The organism is Pantoea dispersa, from assembly GCF_019890955.1.
GTDB classification, from domain to species: Bacteria; Pseudomonadota; Gammaproteobacteria; order Enterobacterales; family Enterobacteriaceae; genus Pantoea; species Pantoea dispersa.
Genome location: NZ_CP082346.1, coordinates 3,146,250 through 3,173,010 on the forward strand (window position 1 = coordinate 3,146,250; position 26,761 = coordinate 3,173,010).

Consider the following 26,761-nt stretch of genomic DNA (forward strand, 5'->3'; position numbering starts at 1 on the left):
GCGCGCGCTATTTTACGCCTGATACAGCTCCAGCGGCAAACCATCCGGATCGGGGAAGAAGGTGCAGGCTTTACCGGTGAGAGCATCGATGCGGATCGGCTCGCACACCACGCCCTTTTCTGCCAGCGCGGCAACCGACTGTTCGACATCATCCACACAAAACGCCAGATGGCGCAGCCCGCACGCTTCCGGCCCGCTGACGCGCGGCGGCGGCGCAGGAAACGAGAACAGCTCAATGGTATAGACGCCATTAAGGCCAAGGTCGCCTTTCCATGAGTCGCGCTCAGCGCGATAGTATTCACCCAGTAGCTCAAAGCCCAGCACGTCGCAGTAAAACGCCTTACTGCGCTGATAATCGGTGGCAATAATGGCGATGTGGTGGATCTGTTTCATCTGCAGCATAGCGGCTCCGAAAGTATTCTGAGCCGCTTAGCCTACGTGCCCGGCGCGGCGCTGAAAAGAGGCAATTATCTGAAGTTAGCGCGCAGGCTCGTCGCGCAGCACGCGCACCAGATAGCGACCGTCGTCGGTGAGCGTGGCACCGTGAATATCCGTTTCAAAGCCGGGATAGTGCCGCCCGATGGTACAGAGCATCAGCAGGAAATCCAGCACCGCCCGGCTCTGTTCGGTAATCATCTCGCCCGGCATCACCAGTGGCACGCCTGGCGGATAAGGCAGGATCATGTTGGCTGAAATCCGCCCGACCAGCTCGCGAATGTCCACGGTTTCCACCTGTCCCTGCACCTGCCGCTGAAACGCCTGGTGCGGCGTCATCTTCATCTCCGGCAGAACGTCGAATGCCCGCAGCATCAGACGCGGCAGATCGTGCTGCAGGATCAGCTGATGAATACCCTGCGCCAGCGTCTGGATGCGCATGTTACGGTAGAAGTCAGGATCTTCAGCATAGAGATCCGGCAGCATGTTTTTTACCCGCAGATTGAGATCGTAGGCGCGTTTAAACTCCGTCAGTCCGCGCAGCACGCTCATCGCTTTGGTTTTATCGATGCCAATGCTGAACAGGAACAGCAAATTGTACGGTCCGGTCTTCTCCACCACGATGCCACGCTGATCGAGGAATTTCGCCACCAGCGCGGCCGGAATGCCCTCTTCCGCCATCTGTCCCAGTTCGCTCATGCCCGGCGTAAGTATGGTGACTTTGATGGGATCAAGGTACATATGATCGCGATCGGCGTGCGTAAAGCCGTGCCACGCCTCGTCACCCGGCTGAATTGGCCAGCATTCGGCTTCATCGACCTGCTCCGGCTGCCAGATATCAAAGAACCAGCCGTCAGACTCTTCGCGCAGCCGCTGGATCTCGCGGCGAAAATGCAGCGCGCGCTCCACCGAGCGATTAATCAGCCGCCGGCCCGGATTACCGCGCAGCATCGCCGCCGCGGTCTCAATCGAAGAGACGATCGCGTAGCTCGGCGAGGTGGTGGTGTGCATCATGTAGGCTTCGTTGAAGGTGTCGTGATCGTAATCGCCCTTGATGTGAATCAGCGACGCCTGTGAGAACGCCGCCAGCAGTTTGTGGGTCGACTGGGTTTCATAGATCACTTTGCCGGGAATGCGCTCGCCGCTCATGCCACTTTTGCCGCTGTAGATAGGGTGAAAATTGGTGTATGGCACCCAGGCGGAATCGAAATGAATGGACGGCACGTCCAGCGTCTGTTTGATGTATTGCGTGTTGTACAGCAGACCATCGTAGGTTGAGTTGGTGATCACCGCATGCACCGGCCAGCTGGCACGCGGGGTCGCGTTAACTTTCTGCTGGATGCTGTCGCGGGTGAATTCGCGCTTAGGGATGCCACCCAGGATGCCCAGGGCGTTGCGTGTCGGTTTGAGCCAGATGGGGATGATGTCGCTCATCATCAGCAGATGCGTCAGCGATTTGTGGCAGTTGCGGTCAATCAGCACCGTGCTGCCGGCCGGTGCGGCGTACATTCCGACGATTTTATTCGAGGTCGACGTGCCGTTGGTGACCATATAGCTCTGCTCAGCGCCAAAGGTGCGCGCCACATACTCTTCTGCTTCGAGGTGCGGACCGGTGTGATCGAGCAGCGAGCCCAGTTCGGTGACCGAGATCGATACATCCGCTTTCAGCGTGTTGGCGCCGAAGAAATCATAGAACAGGCTGCCGACCGGGCTTTTCTGAAACGCCGTGCCGCCCATGTGGCCCGGCGTGCAGAAGGTGTATTTCCCCTCTTTGACGTAGGTGAACAGCGCTTTGGTCAGCGGCGGCATAATTTTGTCGATGTACTCATCGGTGTACTGCCGGATATGCAGTGCGATATCGTCAGCGGCGTTGAGGGCGTATTCGAAGAAGTGCAGCGCCATGCGCATTTCATTAATGCTGACATCCATCTGCGAATGGGTGTTGATGAAGGCATACAGCGGCAGCGATTCGTTGAGCTGATTGATGTCGCTGCATAGCGCCAGGCTGTAGTCGTCCCAGTCAAATATCACCCCGCAGACGCGCGGGTTGTGTTCAATCAGTTTCAGCAGGTCGCTGGCATTGTTGGGATAAACGGTCTGGAAACCCTGCAGCTTCAGCGCCGCGTCCAGTTCGCGAATCGGTTCATCTTTGTAGAACGCGCCGTGCGGTCCCATGATCGCAATAATATTCAATGCTCACCTCCTGTGGTGTTGTCGCACGGAATAAGGATAGCGAAAAGTGGCGAGTGAATGTTCCGGAATAGCGCCGTTGTTGGCCTGATGTTTGTCAGCGATGCATCTCAGGTCGCCATGAATGGCGCCCCTACAGGATTACTACCGGCTTTATGTAGGGTGCGCATTAATGCGCACCGGTATAAATGCCGCACCTGCGGGGTAACTGCACGGTTTTATCAGGTCGCCATGAATGGCACCCCTACAGGATCACTGCCGGTTTTTTGTAGGGTGCGCATTGATGCGCACCGGTATAAATGCCGCACCTGCGGGGGACTCAAGCCTGATCGCGGAAAACAGGCATAAAAAAAGCGGACCGGGGTCCGCTTCTGTGAAGGCTTTTCGGCGCTTACGCGTAGCCGTAGCTCATCAGGCGCTGATAGCGGCGGTTAAGCAGCTCTTCCGTGCTCAGCACATCGAGATCGGCCAGATCGGCCAGCAGCTGCTGCTTGAGCGCTGCCGCCATGTCCACCGGATGACGGTGCGCGCCGCCCAGCGGTTCCGGGATGATCGAATCGATCAGCTTCAGCTCTTTCAGACGCCCGGCGGTAATGCCCATCGCTTCTGCGGCGAGTGGCGCTTTGTCGGCGCTCTTCCACAGAATTGACGCACAGCCTTCCGGTGAGATCACCGAATAGGTGCTGTACTGCAGCATATTCACTTTATCGCCAACGCCAATCGCCAGCGCGCCGCCGGAGCCGCCTTCGCCGATCACGGTACAGATCACCGGGATCTTCAAACCGGACATCTCGCGCAGGTTGCGGGCAATCGCTTCAGACTGACCGCGCTCTTCCGCGCCCACGCCCGGATAGGCACCCGGCGTGTCGATGAAGGTGATCAGTGGCATCTTAAAGCGCTCGGCCATCTCCATCAGACGCAGTGCTTTACGGTAGCCCTCGGGTGCTGGCATACCGAAGTTACGCCGGATTTTCTCTTTGGTTTCGCGGCCTTTCTGATGGCCAATGACCATCACCGGACGCCCATCCAGACGAGCGATGCCGCCAACAATGGCTTTATCATCGGCATAGGCGCGGTCACCGGCCAGCTCGTCAAAATCGTCAAACGCATTGCGGACATAGTCCAGCGTATAAGGACGCAGCGGATGGCGCGCCAGCTGCGCAACCTGCCATGCACCCAAATCGGAGAAGATTTTACGGGTCAGCTCGACGCTTTTCTCGCGCAGACGCTGCACTTCTTCATCCAGATTAATATCGTGTTTCTCATCCGAACGACCAATCGATTTCAGCGAGTCGATTTTCGCTTCCAGTTCAGCGATTGGCTGTTCAAAATCCAGGTAATTAAGACTCATAATGTTCCTGTTTTAGTCAAACTCCAGTTCCACCTGCTCCGACCCTACTAACGACCGCAAATCGTTGAGTAAACGATCGCTGGGCGAAATACGCCACGCTGCACCAAAGCGCAGCTTCGCCCGCGCATCTGCTCTCTGATAATAGAGATGCACCGGAATGGTCCCGGAGCGATGAGGCTCCAGAGACTGGCGGAGACGGTTTAAAAGCTGGTCATCAATTTGCCTGTCCGTCAGCGAGATAGCAAGTCCGCGCGCGTATTTTTCCCGCGCTTCGTCGATGTCCATGACTTCCCGGGCGGTCATTTTAAGCCCACCGCTAAAGTCATCAAAGCTGACCTGTCCACTGACGATCAGGATACGGTCCTTCTCCAGCAGCTGCTGGTATTTATCTAACGCATCGGTAAATAACATCACCTCGAGACGGCCAGAGCGGTCGTCAAGAGTACAGATACCAATTCGGTTGCCGCGCTTGGTGACCATGACGCGGGCGGCAATCACCAGCCCGGCCGCAACGGTCACTTTACCACGTTCTGTTGGATGCATGTCTTTCAGGCGCATGCCGCCAACGTAGCGCTCAATTTCTTTCAGATACTGATTGATCGGATGGCCGGTGAGATACAGACCGAGCGTCTCACGCTCGCCATCCAGCTGTACCTGTTCCGGCCACGGCGTAATGGCCGCGTAAGATTGCTCAACCTGCTCGGGCTCTTCGGCCAGCACGCCGAACATATCCGCCTGCCCCGTCGCTTCGGCTTTGGCATGCTGGTCCGCCGCCTTCAGGGCGTCACCCAGCGCGCTCATCAGCGCCGCGCGGTGCGGGCCAAGGCGATCGAACGCGCCGGACATGATCAGTTTTTCCATCACGCGACGGTTGATCTTTTTAGTGTCGGTGCGCGCGCAGAGATCAAACAGCTCTTTAAAGTAGCCGCCCTGATTACGCGCTTCGAGGATCGCTTCGATCGGCCCCTCACCCACGCCTTTGATGGCGCCGATGCCGTACACGATCTCCCCGTCATCGTTGACGTGGAACGGATAGAGCCCGGAGTTAATGTCTGGCGGCAGCACTTTCAGCCCCATGCGCCAGCACTCATCCACCAGTCCAACTACCTTCTCGGTGTTATCCATATCGGCGGTCATCACCGCCGCCATGAACTCGGCCGGATAGTGCGCTTTCAGCCACAGCGTCTGATAGGAGACCAGCGCATAAGCAGCAGAGTGCGATTTGTTAAAGCCGTAGCCTGCGAACTTCTCCACCAGATCGAAGATTTTCATCGACAGTTCGCCGTTGATGCCCATCTTCTCAGCACCGTCCTGGAACACCGAACGCTGCTTGGCCATCTCCTCCGGCTTCTTTTTACCCATGGCACGACGCAGCATATCCGCGCCGCCCAGAGTATAGCCGGACAGCACCTGGGCAATCTGCATCACCTGTTCCTGATAGAGGATGATGCCGTAGGTCGGCTCCAGCACCGGCTTCAGGCTCTCATGCTGCCACTGAATGTCCGGGTAGGAGATGGCTTCACGGCCGTGCTTACGGTCAATAAAGTTATCGACCATGCCCGACTGCAGCGGCCCTGGACGGAACAGCGCCACCAGTGCGATCATATCTTCGAAGCAGTCCGGCTTCAGGCGCTTGATCAGATCTTTCATGCCGCGCGATTCAAGCTGGAACACCGCGGTGGTTTCCGAGCGTTGCAGCATGTCGAAGCTTTTTTTGTCATCCAGCGGGATGGCGGCGATATCGATCGGCGGTAAACCCTGCTTTTCACGCCGCGGGTTGATCATCTTCAGCGCCCAGTCGATGATGGTCAGCGTGCGCAGGCCGAGGAAGTCAAACTTCACCAGTCCGGCGTATTCCACGTCGTTTTTATCGAACTGGGTGACCGGGAACTGGCCGTTCTCATCGCAGTACAGCGGCGCAAAATCGGTGATTTTGGTCGGCGCAATGACCACGCCACCGGCGTGCTTGCCGGCGTTACGCGTGACCCCTTCCAGCTTGCGCGCCATGTCGATCAGCGCTTTGACCTCTTCGTCAGCTTCGTAGATCTCCGGCAGCTGCGGTTCCGCCTGGAACGCTTTTTCCAGCGTCATGCCGGGATCCGGCGGGATCAGTTTCGAGATGCGATCAACAAAGCCGTACGGATGACCCAGCACCCGGCCGACGTCACGAATCACCGCTTTCGCCGCCATGGTACCAAAGGTGATAATCTGCGACACCGCATCGCGGCCGTACATCTCAGCCACGTGATCGATCACCTGGTCACGTTTTTCCATGCAGAAGTCGACATCAAAGTCGGGCATCGAGACACGTTCCGGGTTAAGGAAACGTTCGAACAGCAGGTCAAACTCCAGCGGATCGAGATCGGTAATTTTCAGCGCATAGGCCACCAGCGAACCGGCGCCGGAACCACGCCCCGGCCCGACCGGAATGCCGTTGTCCTTCGACCACTGGATAAACTCCATCACGATCAGGAAGTAGCCGGGGAAGCCCATCTGGTTAATGACGTTGAGCTCGATGTCGAGACGCTCGTCATACTCCGGCCGGCGTTCGGCACGCACCTGCTCATCCAGGAAGAGAAACGCCAGGCGCTCCTCCAGCCCTTCGCGCGACTTCATCACCAGAAAATCTTCAGTCGACATGTCGCCGGTCGGGAACTGCGGCAGGAAATATTCGCCGAGGCGCACCGTGACGTTACAACGCTTAGCAATCTCTACGCTGTTTTCCAGCGCTTCCGGGATGTCCGAGAACAGCTCGCACATCTCCTCTTCGCTGCGCATATATTGCTGAGGACTGTAGTTGCGCGGACGTTTAGGATCGTCCAGCGTGTAGCCGTCGTGAATCGCCACGCGGATTTCATGGGCATCGAAATCTTCTTCGTTGAGGAAGCAGACTTCATTGGTGGCCACCACCGGCACCGATTCAGCAATCGCCAGCTCAACCGCGGCGTGCAGATAGGCCTCTTCATCTGGCCGGCCGGTACGCGTCAGTTCCAGATAGTAGCGGTTAGGGAAATGCTGCTGATAGAAACTCAGGCACTGCGCCACCAGCGCATTATTGCCGCGCAGCAGGCTGCGGCCGACGTCGCCGCGCCGTCCGCCCGACAACAGAATCAATCCTTCGCCCAGCTCCTGGAGCCAGTCGCGATCGATAATCGGTCCGGCGATACCGTAACCGCGCTGGTAAGCGCGCGAAATCAGTAGCGTCAGATTCTGATAACCGGTGTTATTAGCGGCCAGCACGGTGAGCTGCGTCAGCTCATCGCCCATCAAATCGCTGGCCACCTGGAAGTCAGCCCCGACGATCGGTTTAATACCGGCGCTGTGCGCGCTGCCATAAAAGCGCACCAGCCCGCACAGGTTGGTGTAGTCGGTGATGGCAATGGCTGGCATGCCGAGCGCGGCCGCCTTTTTTACCAGCGGCCCGGTCTTGGCCAGACCATCGACCATGGAGTAATCGCTGTGTACGCGCAGATGTATAAAACGAGGTTCAGCCATATCAGTTTCCGGTTAAAACAGCGTCAGGCTATTAAAGCGTAGTCGGCTGGCGCGCGGCCAGCACATCAGCATCAATCAGGGCATTACGCACCGGCGCAAAGCTGCGGCGGTGGTGAGGTGTGGCACCAAACTGCGTCAGTTTTTCCATGTGCAGCGCGGTCGGATAGCCTTTGTGCTGGGCGAAACCGTACTGCGGAAACAGCAGGTCCAGCTCGGCCATTTCGCGGTCGCGCGTGACTTTGGCGATGATCGAGGCGGCGCTGATTTCCCGCACCAGGCTATCGCCCTTCACCACCGCCTGCGACGGCATCGGCAGCGCCGGACAGCGGTTGCCATCAATCAGGACAAAATCCGGTGCAATATGCAGACCGGCAACCGCGCGCTGCATCGCCAGCATGGTGGCGTGTAGGATGTTCAGCTGATCAATCTCTTCCGGTTCAGCGCGGCCCAGGCTCCACGCCAGCGCTTTCTCTTTGATTTCATCAAACAGCGCAAGGCGGCGCTTTTCAGACAGCTTTTTGGAATCCGCCAGGCCGGCAAATGGCCGCGCCGGATCGAGGATCACGGCGGCGGTCACCACGGCACCGACCAGCGGGCCACGTCCGACTTCATCAACGCCGGCAATCAGCCGGGCGTCAGGATAGATAAATTCAGCCATTGGCAATCTCCAGTACCGCATCCGCCGCCTGTTCGTCGGCGTTCCAGCGAATCTGCTGATGCAATTGGGTGAAAGTGGCCAGCAGCGCGTCACGCTCCGGACCGGCATGCAACAGCGGCTCCAGCGCCGCGGCTAACGCTGCAGGCTGGCACTCCTCCTGCAGCAGCTCCTGCACCAGCTCACGGCCGGCCAGCAGGTTAGGCAGCGAAACGTACGGGGTTTTCACCAGCCGCTTCGCCAGCCAGAAGGTGAACGGCTTCATACGATAGCCCACCACCATCGGACATTTCGCCAGCATGCACTCCAGCGCGGCAGTGCCGGAAGCCAGAATCGCTGCGTCGCTGGCGATCATCGCCTGACGCCCTTTGCCATCCAGCAGGTGCATCGGCAATTCCGGCGCGACGCTGGCTTTAATCTGTTCGAACTGAGTGCGCCGCTTCGCGTTAACCAGCGGCACTACGATCTCCAGCGCCGGATAGCGCTGGCGCAGCAGCTGTGCAGCGCGCAGGAAATCGGCGCTGAGCATCTCCACTTCCGCGCCACGGCTGCCCGGCAGCAGGCCGAGGCACAGCGCATCGTCAGCGATGCCTAATTCACGCCGCGCGGCCAGTTTGTCCGGCTGCAGCGGCATCGCATCGGCCATGGTGTGCCCGATAAAGCGGCACGGCACGTTGTAGCGATCGTAAAACGCTTTTTCAAAAGGCAGAAACGCCAGCACCAGATCGGTGTTGCGGCCAATTTTGAACACACGCTTTTGTCGCCAGGCCCATACGGAGGGACTGACGTAATGAATGGTACGAATGCCGGCACGCTTGAGGTTGCCTTCCAGCATGATGTTGAAATCCGGGGCATCGATGCCGACGAAGACATCCGGCCGCAGCTCGGTAAAGCGCTGGGTTAAATCCTTGCGGATGTGCAGCAAACGGCGCAGGCGGCCAAGCACCTCAACGATGCCCATTACCGCCAGCTCTTCCATCTCGTACCAGGCTTCGCAGCCTTCGGCCTGCATCAGCGGACCGGCAACGCCAACGAAGCGCGCGTCAGGATGGCGCGCTTTCAGCGCACGAATCAATCCGGCACCAAGAATATCGCCGGAGGTTTCTCCGGCGACCAGGGCAATCGTTAAGGGACGCACTGACATGAATTAACGAATCAATCCACGGGTAGAACGGGCAAAGAAGTCGTAGAAAGGCTGCACTTCGCTATGAAGTTTGGCCAGTTCTTCAATCTCCGGCTTCACTTCATCCAGCGTTTTACCGCTGCGGTACAGCAGCTTGTACGCGTTACGAATGGCGTGCAGTGCTTCTTTGCTGAAGCCACGACGCTTCAGGCCTTCGATATTGACACCGAACGGCGTGGCATGGTTGCCCTGCGCAATCACGTACGGCGGCACGTCCTGCGCGACGCCGGAACAACCGCCTACCATCACGTGGGCACCAATGGTGCACCACTGGTGCACCGCCGTCACGCCGCCGATGATGGCAAAATCATCTACGGTAACGTGGCCGCCCAGCGTTACGTTGTTGGCCAGAATACAGCGATTGCCGATCACGCAGTCATGGGCAATGTGCGCATTGACCATCAGCAGGTTGTCGCTGCCGACTTTGGTCAGGCCGCCACCCTGCGTGGTGCCACGATGAATGGTGACGCTCTCGCGGATGCGGTTGCGATCGCCGACTTCAACGCGGGTCGGTTCACCGGCATATTTCAGATCCTGATTCACTTCGCCAATCGAAACGAACTGGTAGATCTGGTTATCTTTACCGATACGCGTGTGGCCATTCACCACCACGTGCGATTTCAGCACCGTGCCTTCGCCAATTTCCACGTTCGCTCCGACAACACAAAACGGACCGATTTGGACGTTGGCGCCGATCACCGCACCTTCTTCAATGATGGACGTTGGATGGATGCTGGCGGTTGAATCAATCACTAATTATGCCTCCCGGCTACGGGCACACATCATGGTCGCTTCACAGACAATCTTACCGTCTACGGTTGCCACGCCTTTAAAGCGCGTCAGGCCACGGCGGGTCTTCTCGAAGGTGACTTCCATGATCATCTGGTCGCCCGGCACTACCGGACGCTTGAAACGGGCTTCGTCGATACCGGCGAAATAGTACAGCTCGCCCGGTTCCAGTTTTCCAACGCTTTTAAACGCCAGAATACCGGTCGCCTGCGCCATCGCTTCCAGGATCAGAACGCCTGGGAAAATCGGTTTACCAGGGAAGTGTCCCTGGAAAAACGGTTCATTAACAGAAACGTTCTTTACCGCACGCAGATATTTATGCTCTTCAAATTCCAGCACGCGGTCAACCAGCAAAAACGGGTAGCGGTGCGGCAGCAGTTCTAAAATCTCTTCAATTTTCAGAGTATGCGTTTCAGTTGTCAAAATACTCTTCCTGTCCTAAAAAATCTGATGGCAACAATAACACGGCCTGCACCGATCAAAATGATCTTTCGCAGGCCGCAAATCAGTTCAATGGCGTTTCGCTTACCACGATACCTGCTGCCGCACTCTGGTTAACCCCGAGGTGAAAGAAGGTACGCTGCTTTATTATGAAAGCGGGTAGAGCCGGGATGTACTCAGTCGTCTTTGCCGACCTTGCGTTCGATGGCTTTTAAGCGTTTGCTCATGTCATCGATGTTCATCACCAGCGCTGCCGTTTTACGCCAGGTTTTGTTGGGTTGCAGCGGGATACCCGATGAGTATACCCCAGGCTCTGTGATGGGACGCATGACCATGCCCATGCCGGTTACCGTCACTTTGTCACAGATTTCCATATGGCCGTTAATGACGCTGGCTCCGCCAATCATACAGTAACGCCCAATCTTCAGACTACCCGCCATGATCACACCACCGGCAACCGCGGTGTTATCACCAATCACGACGTTATGCGCAATCTGACACTGGTTGTCTATGATAACACCATTGCCGATCAGAGTGTTATCCAGCGCACCGCGATCGATCGTGGTACAGGCACCAATTTCTACCCGATCGCCAATCACCACGGTGCCCAGCTGAGGAATTTTCACCCAGTTGCCGCGGTCGTTAGCATAACCGAAACCATCGGCACCAATCACGGTGCCAGACTGAATCAGACAATCCTGACCAATCTGGATCTCATGATAAACCGTAACGTTGGCCCACAAACGGGAACCACGGCCAATGCGCGTGCGCTTGCCGACAAAGCAGCCGGCGCCAATCACCACGTCATCACCCAACTCAACGCCGGACTCGATGACCGCGTTAGCGCCCACCGAGACATTGTTCCCCAGCTTCGCGCTCGGATCGATCACGGCGCTGGGCGCGATATTTTGCGCGGGCTGCGGCGTGGTGTCCAGCAGTTGTGCCATGCGGGCATAAGTCAGGTAAGGGTTTTTCACCACCAGCGCGGCGGTTTTACACCACTCCAGATCCGCTTCCGTCAGCACCACGGCTGAGGCCTGAACCTGTGCGAGCTGCTCGCGGTAGCGGCTGTTGGCAAGAAAAGTGATTTGACCAGGGGTGGCGGATTGCATAGAAGCAATGCCGGAGATGGCGATATCGCCATCTCCGTGCAATTCTGCATCCAACTGCTGGGCTAAATCAGCCAGTCGAATTGATGACATCGATTATTTAACCTGTTTCAGCACGTCAGCAGTAATGTCTTTCGCGTTAGAAGCATAGGCAACGGCATTGGCGTCGATTACCACGTCATACCCTTCGCTGTCCGCCACTTTCTTCACTGCGTCCTGAATACGGCTCAGCAGTTTGTTACGCTCTTCCATCTGACGACGGCGGTTATCCTGATCGAAAGCCTGCGCTTTCGTCGAGAACGCTTCGCGCTGTGACATGATGTCTTTTTCCATGCGGCTGCGGTCGCTGGCCTTCATGGTTGAACCATCACGCTGCAGTTTCTGCATTTTAGTCTGCAGATCGCGCTCCTGGCTCTGCAGCTCAGTAGCACGGCCCTTGAATTCGTTTTCCAGCTGTTTAGCAACGGTCGCACGTTGCGGTAACTGTTGGAAAATGCTGGACACGTTTACCACTGCAATTTTGTCAGCAGCCTGAACGCCCGCGGAAACCGCTAAAGCAAGACCCAGACCTGCGGCACACAACAACTTTTTCACTATAAACTCCTTACCATCAACGTTTGTGTCAGCGACACAGTGTTGGCATCGTCCGGCTCCCGTCTGGCGCCGGCGCGATGCCGTACTACGACTCTGCTTCCGTGCTCAGAACCTTACCAGGTTTTACCGATGTTAAACTGGAACTGTTCTGCTTTGTCTCCCTCGACTTTCTTCACTGGCTGTGCGTAGGAGAACACCAGTGGTCCAAGTGGCGACATCCACTGCAGCGCAAGACCGGCAGAGACGCGAATGTTGTTCGGGTCGCTGTAGTCCGGAATGCCCGCCGCGCGGGTTTCCGCGGTGTTCTGCCACTTGGTATCCCAGACGGTACCGGCATCCATAAATACCGAGGTACGTACTGAGTTTGCATATTTTTCGCTCAGGAACGGCGTTGGCGTAATCAGCTCAAGGCTGGCGATCGCCATGGCGTTACCGCCCACCGCATCGTCAGACTTACAGATGCCGTCCGGATCGGTCAGATTACAGCTCGACGAACGATCGTTCAGGTAAGCGGCTTTCGGACCAATGGTGTTGGACTGGAAGCCACGCACGGTGCTGGAACCGCCGGCGTAGAAGTTCTCATAGAACGGCATCTCTTTGCCACCGAGTCCGTCACCGTAGCCAACACGGCCACGACCCAGCACCACCCAGGTGCCATCACGGTTCAGCGGCACGTACTGCTGGGTGTCCAGCGTCGCTTTGTAGAACGAGTTATCAGAGCCCGGGATGGTCACTTTACCGTTCAGGTTGGTACGGTTACCGCGCGTCGGGAAGAAACCACGATCGAGCGTGTTGTACGTCCAGCCGTAGTTGAAGGTGAAGTCATCCGCAGAGAAATCACCGTCATCATTCAGCCCCTGATGACGACCCACCGAGTCAAGGTAACGCCACATCGCCACCTGCGGACGCATGTTGGACAGGTCGTTGTGCACATAACCTAAGCCGACGCGCAGCGTGTTGTTTTCGTTAACCGGGAAGCCGAGCGTCCCGTCCACACCGTAACTTTTGTTGGTGTAGTCGGAGAGATCAGCATCATCCGCTTTAAAGTCGTTGTAGAAGAGGCGGCCGCCGAGGCTCACACCGTCCACCGTGAAGTACGGATCGGTGAGTGAGAATTCTGCGTAGGTCTGGTAGTCGTTCTTGGTACCGCTGATGCCGACGGTATTACCGGTGCCGAGCCAGTTCTCCTGGGTCACGCCAACCTGGAAGCTGACGCCACTCTCCGTACCGTAACCCACACCAAAGTTGAAGGTACCGGTGTTACGCTCTTTGACTTTGTAAACCACGTCAACCTGGTCTGGCGAGCCCGGAACGCGCTGGGTATCAACATCCACGGTTTCGAAGTAACCGGTACGGTTCAGGCGCTCTTTGCCCTGATCGACGAGGTCGCTGCCCAGCCATGCGCCTTCCATCTGACGCATTTCGCGGCGCAGTACGGCATCTTTCGAGGTGTCGTTACCCTCAAAACGCACTTTACGCACGTAGTAACGGTTACCGGCATCAACGTTGATGTGCAGCTTAACGGTTTTATCCGCATCGTTGATTTCCGGCTGCGTCACCACGCGTGGATAGGCGTAGCCATAACGGCCCAGCAGCTTCTTGATGTCATCTTCCATCTGGGTGACTTTGGTGCCGTTATACAGCTCACCGTTAGGAATCTGCGTCAGGTGCTCAATTTCCGCCGAGTGGCCCGCCATGCTGCCGTTGACGATCACGCCGGCAATCTTGTACTGATCGCCTTCAGTGATGTTGACGGTGATGTAGATGCCTTTCTTGTCCGGCGTCAGGCTTACCTGCGTGGAATCAATATTGAAACGCGCATAACCGCGATCCAGATAGAAGCTGCGCAGGGTTTCGAGATCGCCCGCCAGTTTCTGCTTCTGGTATTTACGATCGCCCACCACGTTCCACCACGGCACTTCGTCGCGCAGCTGGAAGCGGGAGATCAGTTCGTCTGAGCTGAACGCTTTGTTGCCGACAATGTTGATCTGCTGGATCTTGGCCGAGACGCCTTCCTGGAAGACGAATTTCAGATCGACACGGTTACGCGGCAGCGGCGTCGCGATGGCTTTGACGCTGGCGGTATATTTACCGACGCTGTAGTAAAAGTCCTCCAGCCCCTTCTCGATGGAAGAGAGCGTGGTGCGGTCAAGCGCTTCGCCAACGCGCACACCGGAGGCCTCAAGGTTCTCCTTCAGCTGATCCTCTTTCACCGCTTTGTTACCGGAGAAGGTGATGCTGGCAATGGTCGGACGTTCCTTCACCTGAACAATCAGGGTGGTGCCGTCACGCAGAACCTGGACATCTTCAAAGTTACCGGTAGCGAACAGTGAGCGAATGGTGTTTCTGATGTCATCATCATTCACCGTATCACCGACGCGTACCGGCATGCTGAGCAGAGCCGCGCCGACGGCGACTCGCTGTAGACCTTCGAAATGAATGTCCTTCACTACGAAATCGTCTGCACCGTAAACGGTGGCGCTGCTAAACAGCAGCGACGCTATGAGCAACTTTTTCATCGCCATCGTTGTTATGCGTTTTCCTAACACATCCCGCGCCTGTCTGCGTTCCAGCGATTACAGGCGAGAGAAATCATTGAAAAGTGCAAGCCCCATTAAAAGCACCAGCAAAATTGAGCCGATGCGATAACTGAAGTCCTGAACTCGCTCGGACACCGGTCCACCTTTGATCTTTTCGATCGCCAGAAAGAGCAGATGTCCACCATCTAAAACCGGCAGAGGGAACAGATTGATGATCCCTAAGTTGACGCTAATCAGCGCGAGGAACATCAGGTAATAAATCACCCCATATTCAGCTGATAATCCGGCACCCTGCGCAATCGAAATTGGCCCGCTCAGGTTATTCAGTTTGACGTCCCCGGTTATCAACTTGCCCAGCATCGAAACCGTCAGCTTCATCAGTTGCCAGGTTTTGACACCGGCTTCACCAATCGCGGCGAAAGGTCCGTACTGTTTTACCGTTTTGTACTCATCCGGCAGCGGGATCACACGCGGGATCACCCCGGCAAAACCTTCCGCTGCGTTGCCCGGTTTCGCTTCCGGCGTTAGCGTCAGCGTTAACGGTTCACCGTTACGCTCAACCTCCAGCGCCATGTTTTTGCCGGGATTATCCCGAACCTGAGCCGCAAAAACCTGCCATTGCGTTAATGGCTGACCATCGACTTTAACGATCCTGTCGCCGGCTTGCAAACCGGCAGCACTTGCCGGTGAACGCGCCTGCACTTCTGCCAGCGTGGTTTCGATTTGCGGCCCGCGCGGTCGAATACCTAAAGCGACCACCGGGTCCTGTTTGTCCGGTTCAAATTGCCAGTCGCGCAGATTGAGCTGCTTCTGCTGCGTCGCCTGCTGACCAAACTGTGACACGGTCAGCGTGGCGCTGCTGTCGCCGATTTTACCGATCAGCGCCAGGCGCACAGCATCCCAGTCAGGCGTTTCGATACCGTCAACCGCTTTAAGTTCCATGCCGGAGGTAATTTGCGCTTCTGCCGCGACGGAACCGCTCATAATTTCGCCGACCACCGGGCGAACACCCGGCACACCATGGATGAACACCACCCAGTAGGCAAACACGGCAAAGATGAAATTGGCGACGGGACCGGCGGCAATGATTGAGGCACGCTGCAGCACGGTTTTATTGTTGAAGGCCTGATGACGCAGCTCAGCGGGCACGCTCTCTACGCGCTCGTCGAGCATTTTGACGTAGCCACCGAGCGGAATCAGCGCGATCACGTATTCCGTGCCCTGGCGGTCAGTGCGACGCCACAGGGCTTTGCCGAAACCGATCGAGAAGCGTTCTACTTTGACACCGCAGCGACACGCCACCCAGAAGTGGCCGAACTCGTGCACCGTAATCAGCACGCCGAGCGCCACGATAAAGGCGACAAAACTCCAGAGTATGCTCAACATCGTCGCTTATCCTCAGAGGGTGCGGAACACCAGCAGCAGCAGGCAGGCAAATACCGGCACCGCGGCTGTCAGGCTATCAATGCGATCGAGGATACCACCGTGCCCCGGAATCAGGTTACCGCTGTCTTTGATACCGGCTTCACGTTTGAACATACTTTCCGTGAGATCGCCCAGCACGGAGGCCAGCGTGGCAATCACGGCGCAGATAATCAGCGTGCCCGGCGCCACCGATAGCGGGGCCAGCAGCGCAAACAGCCAGGCGATAATCGCCGATGACAGCAGTCCGCCAAAGAAGCCTTCCCAGGTTTTGCCCGGCGAGACTTTCGGCGCCAGCTTATGCTTGCCGAACAGACGACCAAACATGTAAGCACCGGAATCCGCGCCCCAGACGAGGAACATCACGAACAGCAGCCACCAGGCGCCGGCGAAATGGTCGGTGTCATAGTGATACTGGCGCAGCGCCATCATGCCCCAGAAGAACGGCACCACGGTCAGCACGCCAAACAGCAGGCGCAGCGGACGCGATGCGCGCCACAGCGCAGCGGAGGCCGGATAAAACAGCACGAGAAACAGCGCGACAATCCACCAGCCCAGCGAGGCCCAGAGCGAGCTCTCCATCTGGAACTGGTGCAGATTACGTTGATAGGGTTGCAGGGTGAACAGCATCACCGCCAGCAGCAGGCCGCATAGCACCGCCAGCCAGATACGCTGCTGACGCGTTGCCATCCCCGCCAGCTGCCCCCACTCCCAGGCGGCAAGCATGCAGATGATGATGGTGGTAATCGCAAAACCGGACAGCGGCAACCAAAACAGAGCAGCGATCACCAGCGGAATCAGAATAAACGCGGTGATCAGACGAGACTTCAGCAAAGGTTACCCCCAGGTTGCTCAGGCGCCGCCTGGTGCAGCGCCGCCATAGCGTCGCTCCCGCAGAGAGAATGCATTCAGTGCACCTTCAAAAACGTGTTCATCAAAATCAGGCCAGAGAACATCGGTAAACCAAAACTCAGCATAGGCGATCTGCCACAGCAGGAAGTTGCTGATCCGATGCTCTCCCCCGGTCCTTATCACTAAATCCACCGGCGCCAGCTCCTGCATACACAGATGCGGAGCCAGACTTTCTTCAGTTATCTGGTCAGGACGTAGCAGTCCTTCCTGAACCTGTTCAGCCAGTTTTTTTACACCCTGGATAATATCCCAACGGCCGCCATAGTTGGCAGCAATGTTGAGGGTGAGTCCATCATTTTGCTGAGTCAGTTCCTCGGCGCGGCGAATGCGTTCCTGAATGCGGTTATTGAAACGGCTGATATCACCAATAATGCGCAGACGCACATTGTGCTTGTGCAGGCTTTTGACTTCGCTGTCGAGCGCCCAGACAAACAATTCCATTAAGGCCGTCACTTCCTGTACCGGTCGGCTCCAGTTTTCACTGCTGAACGCATAGAGCGTGAGCGCTTCCAGCTTGTTGCTGACCGCAAAGCTGACAGCCCGGCGTACTGATTTTACCCCGGCTTTGTGGCCTGAAATACGCAGTTTGCCCTGATTTTTTGCCCAGCGACCATTACCATCCATAATGATGGCCACGTGACGTGGCGTGCAGTACGACCCGTCATCGATTGTATTGTGATTGTTGGACGACATAACGCGTAATAATTCCTTTCATCAGAAATGCTGTGGTTTCTGAATACATTGCGCCTGCGGCAAACGCCGGTAACCTCACCGGATGACATCGAAACAATGTCGGGCCGTAAAACGCGAGCGAGCGACTATACCATTTTCACCCTGAGCGAACAAATAGCGCCACCATCAACCGGCTAAACGAAAGCGCGGCAGCAACGCCGTGGCCCGCACGCGTGCGATCCGATCAATCTCCATCACGTCATCCACGCTGCACGGCTCCTGACACTGCAGGGTTGCCAGCACTTCACTGTTGATGGCCGCGATATCGGTAAAGCGAATCTGATGCTGCAGAAATGCCGCTACCGCGACTTCATTGGCTGCGTTCAGCGTGGTGGTGGCCGCCTGTCCGGTTGCGCATGCATCGATTGCCAGCTTCAGGCAGGGATAGCGTTCGTAGTCCGGCTCAGCAAACGTCAGCGCCTTCATTCGGGTGAAATCAAGCGGCGTTACGCCTGCGGTAATACGTGCCGGCCAGGCCATGCTGTGGGCGATTGGCGTGCGCATATCGGGTGAACCCAGCTGCGCCAGCACGCTACCGTCGCAGTATCGCACCATGGAGTGAATCACCGACTGCGGATGCAGGATGACCTCCATTTGTGCGTCGGTGGCGTTAAACAGCCAGCGGGCTTCAATGTATTCAAGACCTTTATTCATCATGGTGGCCGAATCAACGGAGATTTTACGCCCCATTGACCAGTTCGGATGCGCACAGGCCTGATCTGGCGTCATAGCGGCCAGCTCGGCTAATGGCGTGTCACGAAAAGGACCACCCGATCCCGTAAGGAGAATCGACTCGATGCCATTCTCCCGCAGATCAGCGTACCCCAACTGATGCTGTATGGAAGCGGGCAAACTCTGAAAAATGGCGTTGTGCTCGCTGTCGACCGGCAGCAGCTGCGCCTGATGCTGGCGTACCGCCTCCATAAACAAACGGCCGCATGTGACAAGCGATTCTTTATTGGCAAGCAGGACGGTTTTGCCGGCGCGAATGGCGGCCAGCGTCGGTTGTAAGCCGGAAGCGCCCACAATGGCGGCCATTACCTGATCGACCTCATCCAGTGCGGCCAGTTCGCAGGCGGCCTGAACGCCGGAGAGCACTTCCGTATCCATGTTGAGTGCTTTCAGTCGTTCACGCAGCGCCGCAGCGGAAGCGTCGTCGGACATCGCCGCGTAGCGCGGTTTAAATTGCTGACACTGTTCGGCCATCAGCGCCACATTCTGACCGGCCACCAGCGCAGTCACCTGATAGCGCTCAGGATGCGCCGCCACTACCGCCAGCGTGCTGGTGCCAATTGAGCCGGTCGAACCCAGCAGAGTTAATCGCTTCATGGTGCTGTCCCTGTGAAGTCGTGGTGCGCGCCCGCGCGTACGCCGGGCACAATGTAAAACGCCGCCAGAGTCGTACTACGTCTCTGAACGGCGTTTTGTCAGGCAAATGACGGAATCAGAATTCCATCAGTTCCTTCTCTTTCTCGGCCAGCGCCGCATCAACGTGCTTGATGCGAACGTCGGTCATTTTCTGGATCTCGTCCTGCGAGCGACGTTCGTCGTCTTCGCTGATCTCTTTGTCTTTCAGCAGCGCCTTGATCTTGTCGTTCGCGTCACGGCGCACGTTGCGCACGGAAACACGGCCCTGCTCGGCTTCGCCACGCACAACCTTGATCAGATCTTTACGACGCTCTTCGGTCAGCGCAGGCAGTGGAACACGAATGTCGCTACCGGCTGAGCTTGGGTTGAGGCCGAGGTCAGAAGCCATGATGGCTTTCTCGACTGCCGGACCCATCGAGCGATCGAACACGTTGATTTTCAGCGTGCGTGAATCTTCAACGGTGACGCTGGCCAGCTGACGCAGCGGCGTTGGCGTACCGTAATATTCCACAACGATGCCGTCGAGCAGTGAAGGCGAAGCACGACCGGTGCGCACTTTGCTGATGGTGTTTTTGAATGCTTCCACGCATTTGTCCATGCGCGTTTCAGCATCTTTTTTAATATCGTTAATCACGTTGAAACCCTTGGATTCGGTTTGACCTGGCCACTTCCGGACGCAGCGGAACGGAAACGGTATCGATAAACATCGATCATCCTGAATGCTGCGCGACAGCAGTGCAGCGCGCCAACAGAATATACCTTATTTTATCCTGCGTCGGGTATTAATGCGTAATCAGGGTGCCTTCTTTTTCACCCATCACCACGCGACGCAGCGCGCCAGGCTTGTTCATATTGAAGACACGGATCGGCAGTTGATGGTCGCGCGCCAGCGTAAAGGCGGCCAGATCCATCACTTTCAGCTCTTTTTCCAGCACTTCACCGTAGGTCAGCTGTTCGTACAGCGTGGCATCCGGATTTTTCACCGGGTCGGCTGAGTAGACGCCGTCGACCTTGGTGGCTTTCAGTACCACGTCCGCTTCGATTTCGATGCCGCGCAGGCAGGCCGCTGAGTCGGTGGTAAAGAACGGGTTGCCGGTACCGGCAGAGAAGATCACCACGCGGTTATTGCGCAGCAGGCTGATGGCTTCTGCCCAGCTGTAGTTATCACACACGCCGTTCAGCGGAATCGCCGACATCAGGCGCGCGTTGACGTACGCACGATGCAGTGCGTCACGCATTGCCAGGCCGTTCATCACGGTCGCCAGCATCCCCATGTGGTCGCCGACCACGCGGTTCATGCCTGCCTGCGCCAGACCCGCGCCACGGAACAGGTTACCGCCACCAATTACCACACCCACCTGAATGCCCAGCTCAACCAGCTCTTTCACCTCTTGCGCCATACGGTCAAGCACGCTCGCGTCGATACCAAAACCTTCGGCACCCTGCAGTGCTTCGCCGCTCAGTTTCAGTAAGATACGTTGATATACAGGTTTTGCGTTGGTCGCCATGGTCAATTCTTCCTGGAAGATAAGATGAATGAGAAGTTAAATCTGATCGATCATCCGCTTAGCGCGTGAGAAAAGCTATTGGGATGAGACTGAAAATTGCTGCGCCAAAACGCAGACAAAAAAGAACCGCCTCTCGGCGGTTCCTGCAAACCATTAAGACTGTTTGGACATGGCAGCAACTTCGGCTGCAAAGTCAGATTCGACTTTCTCAATGCCTTCGCCCACTTCGAAGCGGATGAAGTTGATCACGTCAGCGCCTTTCTCTTTCAGCGCCTGGCCAACAGTTTTGCTCGGATCGATAACGAAAGCCTGACCGGTCAGAGAGACTTCGCCGGTGAATTTCTTCATACGGCCTTCAACCATCTTCTCTGCGATCTCTTTTGGCTTGCCAGACTGCATCGCGATGTCCAGCTGAACCTGGTACTCTTTCTCAACCACGTCAGCAGAAACGTCTTCTGGCTTCACGAACTCTGGCTTGCTGGCAGCAACGTGCATCGCAATCTGCTTGCTCAGCTCTTCATCAGCGCCGGTGGTAGAAACCAGTACGCCGATACGTGCGCCGTGCAGATAGCCGTTCAGCTCAGCACCTTCGAGGACAGCAACACGACGGATGTTGATGTTCTCACCGATTTTCGCAACCAGTGCCACGCGCTCTTCTTCGAACTGCGCTTTCAGAACTTCCACATCAGTCACTTTACCGGCAGCAGCAGCGTCCAGCACTTTGTCAGCAAAGGCCTGGAAACCGGCATCTTTTGCCACGAAGTCAGTCTGGCAGTTCACTTCCAGAATCACGCCATAGTCGCCAGCGATTTTGGTTTTGATCACGCCGTCAGCAGCCACGTTGCCTGCTTTCTTAGCAGCTTTGATCGCACCAGACTTACGCATGTTCTCGATCGCCAGCTCAATGTCGCCGTTCGCTTCGGTCAGCGCTTTTTTGCAGTCCATCATGCCTGCGCCAGTACGCTCGCGCAGTTCTTTTACCAGTGCAGCGGTAATTTCAGCCATTCCAGAATCCTCGATTCGTCTCGCAGTGCTTTCACACTGTCAGAAACTTGTTGCGGAAAATTTACTTGCCCCGCCAGCCCGAAAAGGGTGCGTGACTAAGTGAGATAAATAAAGGGGCCTTCACGGCCCCTTAACAGATCACATCTGATGTCTAAGGGCTCTCAGAAAGAGCGAACCTTATTAAGCTTCAGCAGCTTCTTCAGCCTGCTCAGCCAGGTCCTGTGAACGGCCTTCGCGCACGGTAGTGGCAACGGCAGTCAGGTACAGGCTTACAGCACGGATCGCATCGTCGTTACCTGGGATAACGAAATCAACGCCGTCTGGATCAGAGTTAGTATCAACGATAGCAAATACCGGGATACCCAGGTTGTTTGCTTCTTTGATTGCGATGTGTTCGTGGTCAGCGTCAACAACGAACAGTGCATCCGGCAGACCGCCCATATCTTTGATACCGCCCAGGCTGTTTTCCAGCTTGGCCAGCTCACGAGCACGCATCAGTGCTTCTTTCTTGGTCAGTTTGTCGAAAGTACCGTCCTGAGACTGAGTTTCCAGATCTTTCAGGCGTTTGATTGACTGACGAACGGTTTTCCAGTTGGTCAGCATACCACCCAGCCAGCGGTGGTTAACGAAGAACTGGTCGCAGCTCAGTGCAGACTCTTTTACCGCTTCGGCAGCAGCGCGCTTGGTACCAACAAACAGAATCTTACCTTTACGGGAAGAGATCTTGTTCAGCTCAGCCAGGGCTTCGTTGAACATTGGTACGGTTTTCTCAAGGTTGATGATGTGAACTTTGTTACGCGCACCGAAAATGAATGGCTTCATTTTTGGGTTCCAGTAACGGGTCTGGTGACCGAAGTGAACACCAGCCTTGAGCATGTCGCGCATGGAAACAGTTGCCATGATTACCTCTAAAAGTTTGTTTGGGGTTGGGCCTCCATGTATCCCATACAACCGACCTCTTACGAGGCACCCCGGCGTACGTGTCGATACATGTGTGTTTTAGTACACATAATGAGATTTATGCGTTTCCTGCCCTCTCATACGAGGTGACAGAGAATCGTCGGCGCGCTTTATACCACAATGCGCAGGAATACGCCAGCAGTTGTTAGCATGAGCGGCAGGCTGTAATCCCGATTTGGCAGCCCATTTGCTGACTGCTAACATGACTGCCACAGAACTCATTATTGTCGAAAATTGCGGCGATTGCGGATTATTTAATGGCCATTTCAATCAAAACCCCAGAAGAAATCGAAAAAATGCGCGTGGCGGGCCGTCTGGCTGCAGAAGTGCTGGAGATGATCGCTCCGCACGTCGTGCCAGGCGTCACCACCGGCGAGCTTGACCGTCTGTGCCACCAGCACATCACCGAAAAGCAGCAGGCCATTTCAGCCTGTCTCGGCTACCACGGTTTCCCGAAATCAGTGTGTATTTCGGTCAACGAAGTGGTATGTCACGGTATTCCCAGCGACGATCGCGTGCTGAAAGACGGCGATATCGTTAACGTCGACGTCACGGTGATCAAAGATGAATACCATGGCGATACGTCAAAGATGTTCATCGTCGGCAAACCGACGATTCAGGGCGAGCGCCTGTGCCGGGTTACGCAGGAGAGCCTGTACATTGCGCTGCGTCTGGTGAAGCCGGGCATTCGCCTGCGTGAACTGGGCCGGGCGATTCAGAAATACGTGGAAGCACAGGATTTTTCCGTGGTCCGCGAGTATTGCGGACACGGCATCGGTAAAGGCTTCCATGAAGAGCCGCAGGTGCTGCATTACGATGCCGACGACAGCGGCGTGGTGCTGCAGGCTGGCATGACATTTACCGTCGAACCGATGGTAAACGCCGGTGATTATCGCATCCGCACCATGAAAGATGGCTGGACGGTGAAAACCAAAGATCGCAGCTTGTCCGCACAGTACGAGCATACTATTGTGGTGACGGAAAACGGCTGTGAGATCCTGACGCTGCGCGCCGACGACACTATTCCAGCGGTGCTGGAAAACAACGCGTAACGCTCGTCATCAGGATAACAGGCCGGCTCAAAACGAACGCCTGTCAGTTTAGGTTCACCCATCCCTGCACCTCCCGTAGCGGCGCCATCAGTTGCGCGTTAACCCGCGCCGCTACTGCGGTGGTGTCACGGACGGTGACTAACTGAACGGCATCACGGCGTTAAGCCCGCTTTTTATGGCGCAGAAGAGGCATGTTGATGAGTGGTAGCGTGACCGAAGCAGTACACAAAGGCCTGACCGATTCCCCCGCCAGCTGGCCAGACGACGCGCTGACGCGCGACAAACTCAAACAGTATCTTGAACAGTTCCAGCAGCATCTGGGCAGCGCTTTTGACGCTGGCAGCGATATCGAATCGCTGATTGATGCGCGCACGCTGTTTATCGATCGCCTGCTGCGCCGGCTATGGCGACTGTTTGGCTTTGACCAGATGAAAGAGATCGCGCTGGTGGCGGTGGGCGGCTATGGCCGCGGTGAGCTGCATCCGCTGTCGGACATCGACGTGCTGATCCTGAGCCGTCAGCCACTGGACGAAGCTGCCGCGCAGCGCACCTCAGAACTGCTGACGCTGATGTGGGATCTCAAGCTGGAGGTCGGCCACAGCGTACGCACGCTGGAAGAGTGTTTGCTGGAGGGCTTGTCGGATCTCACCGTCGCCACCAACCTGATTGAGTCGCGCATGCTGACCGGCGACGTGGCGCTGTTTCTCGAACTACAAAAGAATATTTTCAGCGACGGTTTCTGGCCGTCGTCACGCTTCTTCGCCGCCAAAATTGAGGAGCAGCTGGAACGCCATCAGCGCTATCACGGCACCAGCTACAACCTCGAACCGGATATCAAAAGCAGCCCGGGCGGGCTGCGCGACATTCATACTCTGCAGTGGGTCGCGCGCCGCCACTTTGGCGCCACCACCATGGATGAGATGGTCGGCTTTGGCTTTCTCACTGAAGCCGAACGCAATGAGATCAATGAGTGCCAGGAATTTCTCTGGCGCATCCGTTTCGCGCTGCACCTGACGCTGCCGCGCTACGATAACCGCTTACTGTTCGATCGCCAGCTCAACGTGGCACAGCGCCTCAACTATGGCGGTGAAGGCAATGAGCCGGTTGAGCGCATGATGAAAGATTTCTATCGCGTCACGCGCCGTATCGGCGAGCTGAACCAGATGCTGCTGCAGCTGTTTGACGAAGCCATTCTGGCGCTGTCGACCACCGAGAAGCCGCGCAGCATTGATGAGGATTTTCAGCTGCGCGGTAATCTGATTGACCTGCGCGATCCCACGCTGTTTGAGCGCGAGCCGCAGGCGATTCTGCGCATGTTTTACGTGATGGTGCGTAACGAAACCATCACCGGCATCTATTCCACCACGCTACGCCAGCTGCGCTACGCCCGCCGTCATCTGCAACAGCCGCTGTGTCAGATCCCCGAAGCGCGCCGCACCTTTATGGCGATTCTGCGCCATCCAGGCGCGGTAAAGCGCGCGCTGCTGCCGATGCATCGCCACAGCGTACTGTGGGCCTATACGCCGCTGTGGGGCAACATTGTCGGCCAGATGCAGTTCGACCTGTTCCACGCCTACACCGTGGATGAGCACACCATCCGCGTGTTGCAGAAGCTGGAAAGTTTTGCCGACGAAGCCACGCGCCCGATGCACCCGCTGTGCGTCGAGCTGTGGCCGCGTCTGCCGCAGCCGGAGCTGCTGCTGATGGCCGCGCTGCTGCACGATATCGCCAAAGGGCGCGGTGGTGACCACTCGATTCTTGGCGCGCAGGACGCGCTGGACTTTGCTGAGCTGCACGGCCTCAATTCACGCGAAATGCAGCTGGTGGCGTGGCTGGTGCGTCATCACCTGCTGATGTCGGTGACTGCTCAGCGTCGCGACATTCAGGATCCCACGGTGATTCAGCAGTTTGCTGAAGTGATGCAAAATGAAAACCGGCTGCGCTATCTGGCCTGCCTGACAGTTGCCGACATCTGCGCTACCAATGAAAGCCTGTGGAACAGCTGGAAACAGAGCCTGCTACGTGAGCTGTTCTTCGCCACCGAAAAACAGCTGCGCCGCGGTATGGAGAACAGTCCGGATCTGCGCGAGCGCGTGCGTCATCACCGGCTGCAGGCGCTGGCGCTGCTGCGCATGGAAAATCTCAACGAAGAGCGGCTACACCATATCTGGAGCCGCTGCCGCGCCGACTACTTCCTGCGCCATACGCCCAACCAGCTGGCGTGGCACGCGCGGCATCTGATCAATCATGACCTCAGCAAACCGCTGGTGCTGGTAAGCCCGCAGGCCACGCGCGGCGGCACCGAGATCTTCATCTGGAGCCCGGATCGCCCTTACCTGTTTGCCGCCGTAGCCGGAGAGCTCGATCGCCGTAATCTGAGCGTGCACGATGCGCAGATCTTTACCAGCCGCGACGGCATGGCCATGGACACCTTTATTGTGCTGGAGCCGGACGGCAGTCCGCTGGCAGCGGATCGCCATCCGCTGATTATCCAGGCGCTGGAGCAGGCGATCACCCAAACGCAGTGGGTGCCACCGCGTACGCGCCGGCCGTCGTCACGTCTGAAACACTTCAGCGTCGATACCGAAGTCAACTTTTTGCCCACCCATACCGACCGCCGCAGCTATCTGGAGCTGGTGGCGCTGGACCAGCCAGGTTTGCTGGCGCGCGTCGGCGAAGTGTTTGCTGACCTCGGCGTTTCGCTGCACGGCGCCCGCATCAGTACCATCGGCGAACGGGTGGAGGATTTGTTCATCCTTGCCAACAGCGAACGACGTGCGCTGGATGCCGAAATGCGCTCCGTGCTGCAACAACGGTTGACAGAGGTACTTAATCCAAACGATAAAATGTGACCCGGCTTCCATTCTTCACGTTGCCGATGCATTGGCCTGGTGACCCGGCCCATCCGTGGATCTCGCCGCAATGGGCGCGCCGCCGTTCTGCAGCATGAAGGATGTTTGCCCGATAATTTTACTCTGCACGCCAGCTGGCGTGCATCCGCAATGACAGACTCAGGAATT

The 26,761-nt window shown here is 56.8% G+C and carries 21 protein-coding genes; 2 read left to right on the plus strand and 19 right to left on the minus strand.

All coding sequences use genetic code 11. The features are described 5' to 3' along the window. Positions 1-12 precede the first annotated feature (12 nt). The 19 genes from K7H94_RS14840 to rpsB all read right to left on the minus strand — a co-directional run bounded on the left by K7H94_RS14840 (position 13) and on the right by rpsB (position 22,629). Positions 13-402 carry a VOC family protein gene (locus tag K7H94_RS14840; RefSeq protein WP_222951256.1) on the minus strand — a complete coding sequence of 130 codons (390 nt, stop codon included), beginning with the start codon at positions 400-402 and terminating at the stop codon, positions 13-15. Positions 403-477: 75 nt separating this feature from the next. After that, the gene (locus tag K7H94_RS14845; protein WP_104094478.1) at positions 478-2,628 is read right to left on the minus strand and encodes a lysine decarboxylase LdcC; all 2,151 of its coding nucleotides are present in this window, start codon (positions 2,626-2,628) and stop codon (positions 478-480) included. A 388-nt stretch (positions 2,629-3,016) separates the two neighbouring features. Next, positions 3,017-3,976, minus strand: coding sequence for an acetyl-CoA carboxylase carboxyl transferase subunit alpha (gene accA / locus K7H94_RS14850; protein ID WP_021507476.1), 960 nt, complete (start codon positions 3,974-3,976; stop codon positions 3,017-3,019). 12 nt (positions 3,977-3,988) lie between these two features. Continuing rightward, a complete protein-coding gene (gene dnaE / locus K7H94_RS14855; protein ID WP_222951257.1) occupies positions 3,989-7,471 on the minus strand; it encodes a DNA polymerase III subunit alpha in 3,483 nt (1,160 codons plus the stop codon). Between the two features lie 31 nt (positions 7,472-7,502). Then, positions 7,503-8,129 (minus strand): ribonuclease HII, encoded by a 627-nt coding sequence (rnhB, locus tag K7H94_RS14860; protein WP_222951258.1) that lies wholly within the window; start codon positions 8,127-8,129, stop codon positions 7,503-7,505. Next, a complete protein-coding gene (gene lpxB / locus K7H94_RS14865; protein WP_222951259.1) occupies positions 8,122-9,270 on the minus strand; it encodes a lipid-A-disaccharide synthase in 1,149 nt (382 codons plus the stop codon). Before lpxB ends, rnhB begins: the two co-directional genes overlap by 8 nt. 3 nt (positions 9,271-9,273) lie before the next feature. Next, the gene (lpxA, locus tag K7H94_RS14870; RefSeq protein ID WP_021507480.1) at positions 9,274-10,062 is read right to left on the minus strand and encodes an acyl-ACP--UDP-N-acetylglucosamine O-acyltransferase; all 789 of its coding nucleotides are present in this window, start codon (positions 10,060-10,062) and stop codon (positions 9,274-9,276) included. A gap of 3 nt (positions 10,063-10,065) precedes the next feature. Continuing rightward, positions 10,066-10,521, minus strand: a complete 456-nt coding sequence (fabZ, locus tag K7H94_RS14875; RefSeq protein WP_013507953.1) for a 3-hydroxyacyl-ACP dehydratase FabZ — start codon at positions 10,519-10,521, stop codon at positions 10,066-10,068. Positions 10,522-10,715: 194 nt separating this feature from the next. Beyond that, a complete protein-coding gene (lpxD, locus tag K7H94_RS14880; protein WP_021507481.1) occupies positions 10,716-11,741 on the minus strand; it encodes a UDP-3-O-(3-hydroxymyristoyl)glucosamine N-acyltransferase in 1,026 nt (341 codons plus the stop codon). Between the two features lie 3 nt (positions 11,742-11,744). Continuing rightward, complete coding sequence (skp, locus tag K7H94_RS14885) at positions 11,745-12,242, minus strand: molecular chaperone Skp (protein WP_021507482.1); 498 nt, start codon at positions 12,240-12,242, stop codon at positions 11,745-11,747. Positions 12,243-12,355: 113 nt separating this feature from the next. Then, on the minus strand, positions 12,356-14,767 hold the full coding sequence (bamA, locus tag K7H94_RS14890) for an outer membrane protein assembly factor BamA (protein ID WP_021507483.1): 2,412 nt from the start codon (positions 14,765-14,767) through the stop codon (positions 12,356-12,358). Positions 14,768-14,818: 51 nt separating this feature from the next. Then, on the minus strand, positions 14,819-16,168 hold the full coding sequence (rseP, locus tag K7H94_RS14895; RefSeq protein ID WP_222951260.1) for a sigma E protease regulator RseP: 1,350 nt from the start codon (positions 16,166-16,168) through the stop codon (positions 14,819-14,821). 12 nt (positions 16,169-16,180) lie between these two features. Then, positions 16,181-17,038 carry a phosphatidate cytidylyltransferase gene (cdsA, locus tag K7H94_RS14900; protein WP_010616187.1) on the minus strand — a complete coding sequence of 286 codons (858 nt, stop codon included), beginning with the start codon at positions 17,036-17,038 and terminating at the stop codon, positions 16,181-16,183. An 18-nt stretch (positions 17,039-17,056) separates the two neighbouring features. Beyond that, positions 17,057-17,809 (minus strand): (2E,6E)-farnesyl-diphosphate-specific ditrans,polycis-undecaprenyl-diphosphate synthase, encoded by a 753-nt coding sequence (gene ispU, locus K7H94_RS14905; protein WP_058759529.1) that lies wholly within the window; start codon positions 17,807-17,809, stop codon positions 17,057-17,059. Between the two features lie 165 nt (positions 17,810-17,974). Then, the gene (gene ispC, locus K7H94_RS14910) at positions 17,975-19,177 is read right to left on the minus strand and encodes a 1-deoxy-D-xylulose-5-phosphate reductoisomerase (RefSeq protein ID WP_222951261.1); all 1,203 of its coding nucleotides are present in this window, start codon (positions 19,175-19,177) and stop codon (positions 17,975-17,977) included. Between the two features lie 115 nt (positions 19,178-19,292). Continuing rightward, positions 19,293-19,850, minus strand: a complete 558-nt coding sequence (gene frr, locus K7H94_RS14915) for a ribosome recycling factor (protein WP_021507488.1) — start codon at positions 19,848-19,850, stop codon at positions 19,293-19,295. Between the two features lie 148 nt (positions 19,851-19,998). Beyond that, positions 19,999-20,724 (minus strand): UMP kinase, encoded by a 726-nt coding sequence (gene pyrH, locus K7H94_RS14920; protein ID WP_010616191.1) that lies wholly within the window; start codon positions 20,722-20,724, stop codon positions 19,999-20,001. Between the two features lie 153 nt (positions 20,725-20,877). Next, positions 20,878-21,729 (minus strand): translation elongation factor Ts, encoded by an 852-nt coding sequence (gene tsf / locus K7H94_RS14925; RefSeq protein ID WP_058759527.1) that lies wholly within the window; start codon positions 21,727-21,729, stop codon positions 20,878-20,880. A 180-nt stretch (positions 21,730-21,909) separates the two neighbouring features. Next, the gene (rpsB, locus tag K7H94_RS14930) at positions 21,910-22,629 is read right to left on the minus strand and encodes a 30S ribosomal protein S2 (protein WP_031279692.1); all 720 of its coding nucleotides are present in this window, start codon (positions 22,627-22,629) and stop codon (positions 21,910-21,912) included. Positions 22,630-22,946: 317 nt separating this feature from the next. Here rpsB and map point away from each other — a divergent pair, with 317 nt between their 5' ends. Both map and glnD read left to right on the plus strand, forming a co-directional pair. Further along, positions 22,947-23,741, plus strand: coding sequence for a type I methionyl aminopeptidase (map, locus tag K7H94_RS14935; RefSeq protein WP_021507491.1), 795 nt, complete (start codon positions 22,947-22,949; stop codon positions 23,739-23,741). Positions 23,742-23,938: 197 nt separating this feature from the next. Further along, a complete protein-coding gene (gene glnD / locus K7H94_RS14940; protein ID WP_021507492.1) occupies positions 23,939-26,593 on the plus strand; it encodes a bifunctional uridylyltransferase/uridylyl-removing protein GlnD in 2,655 nt (884 codons plus the stop codon). Positions 26,594-26,761 lie beyond the last annotated feature (168 nt).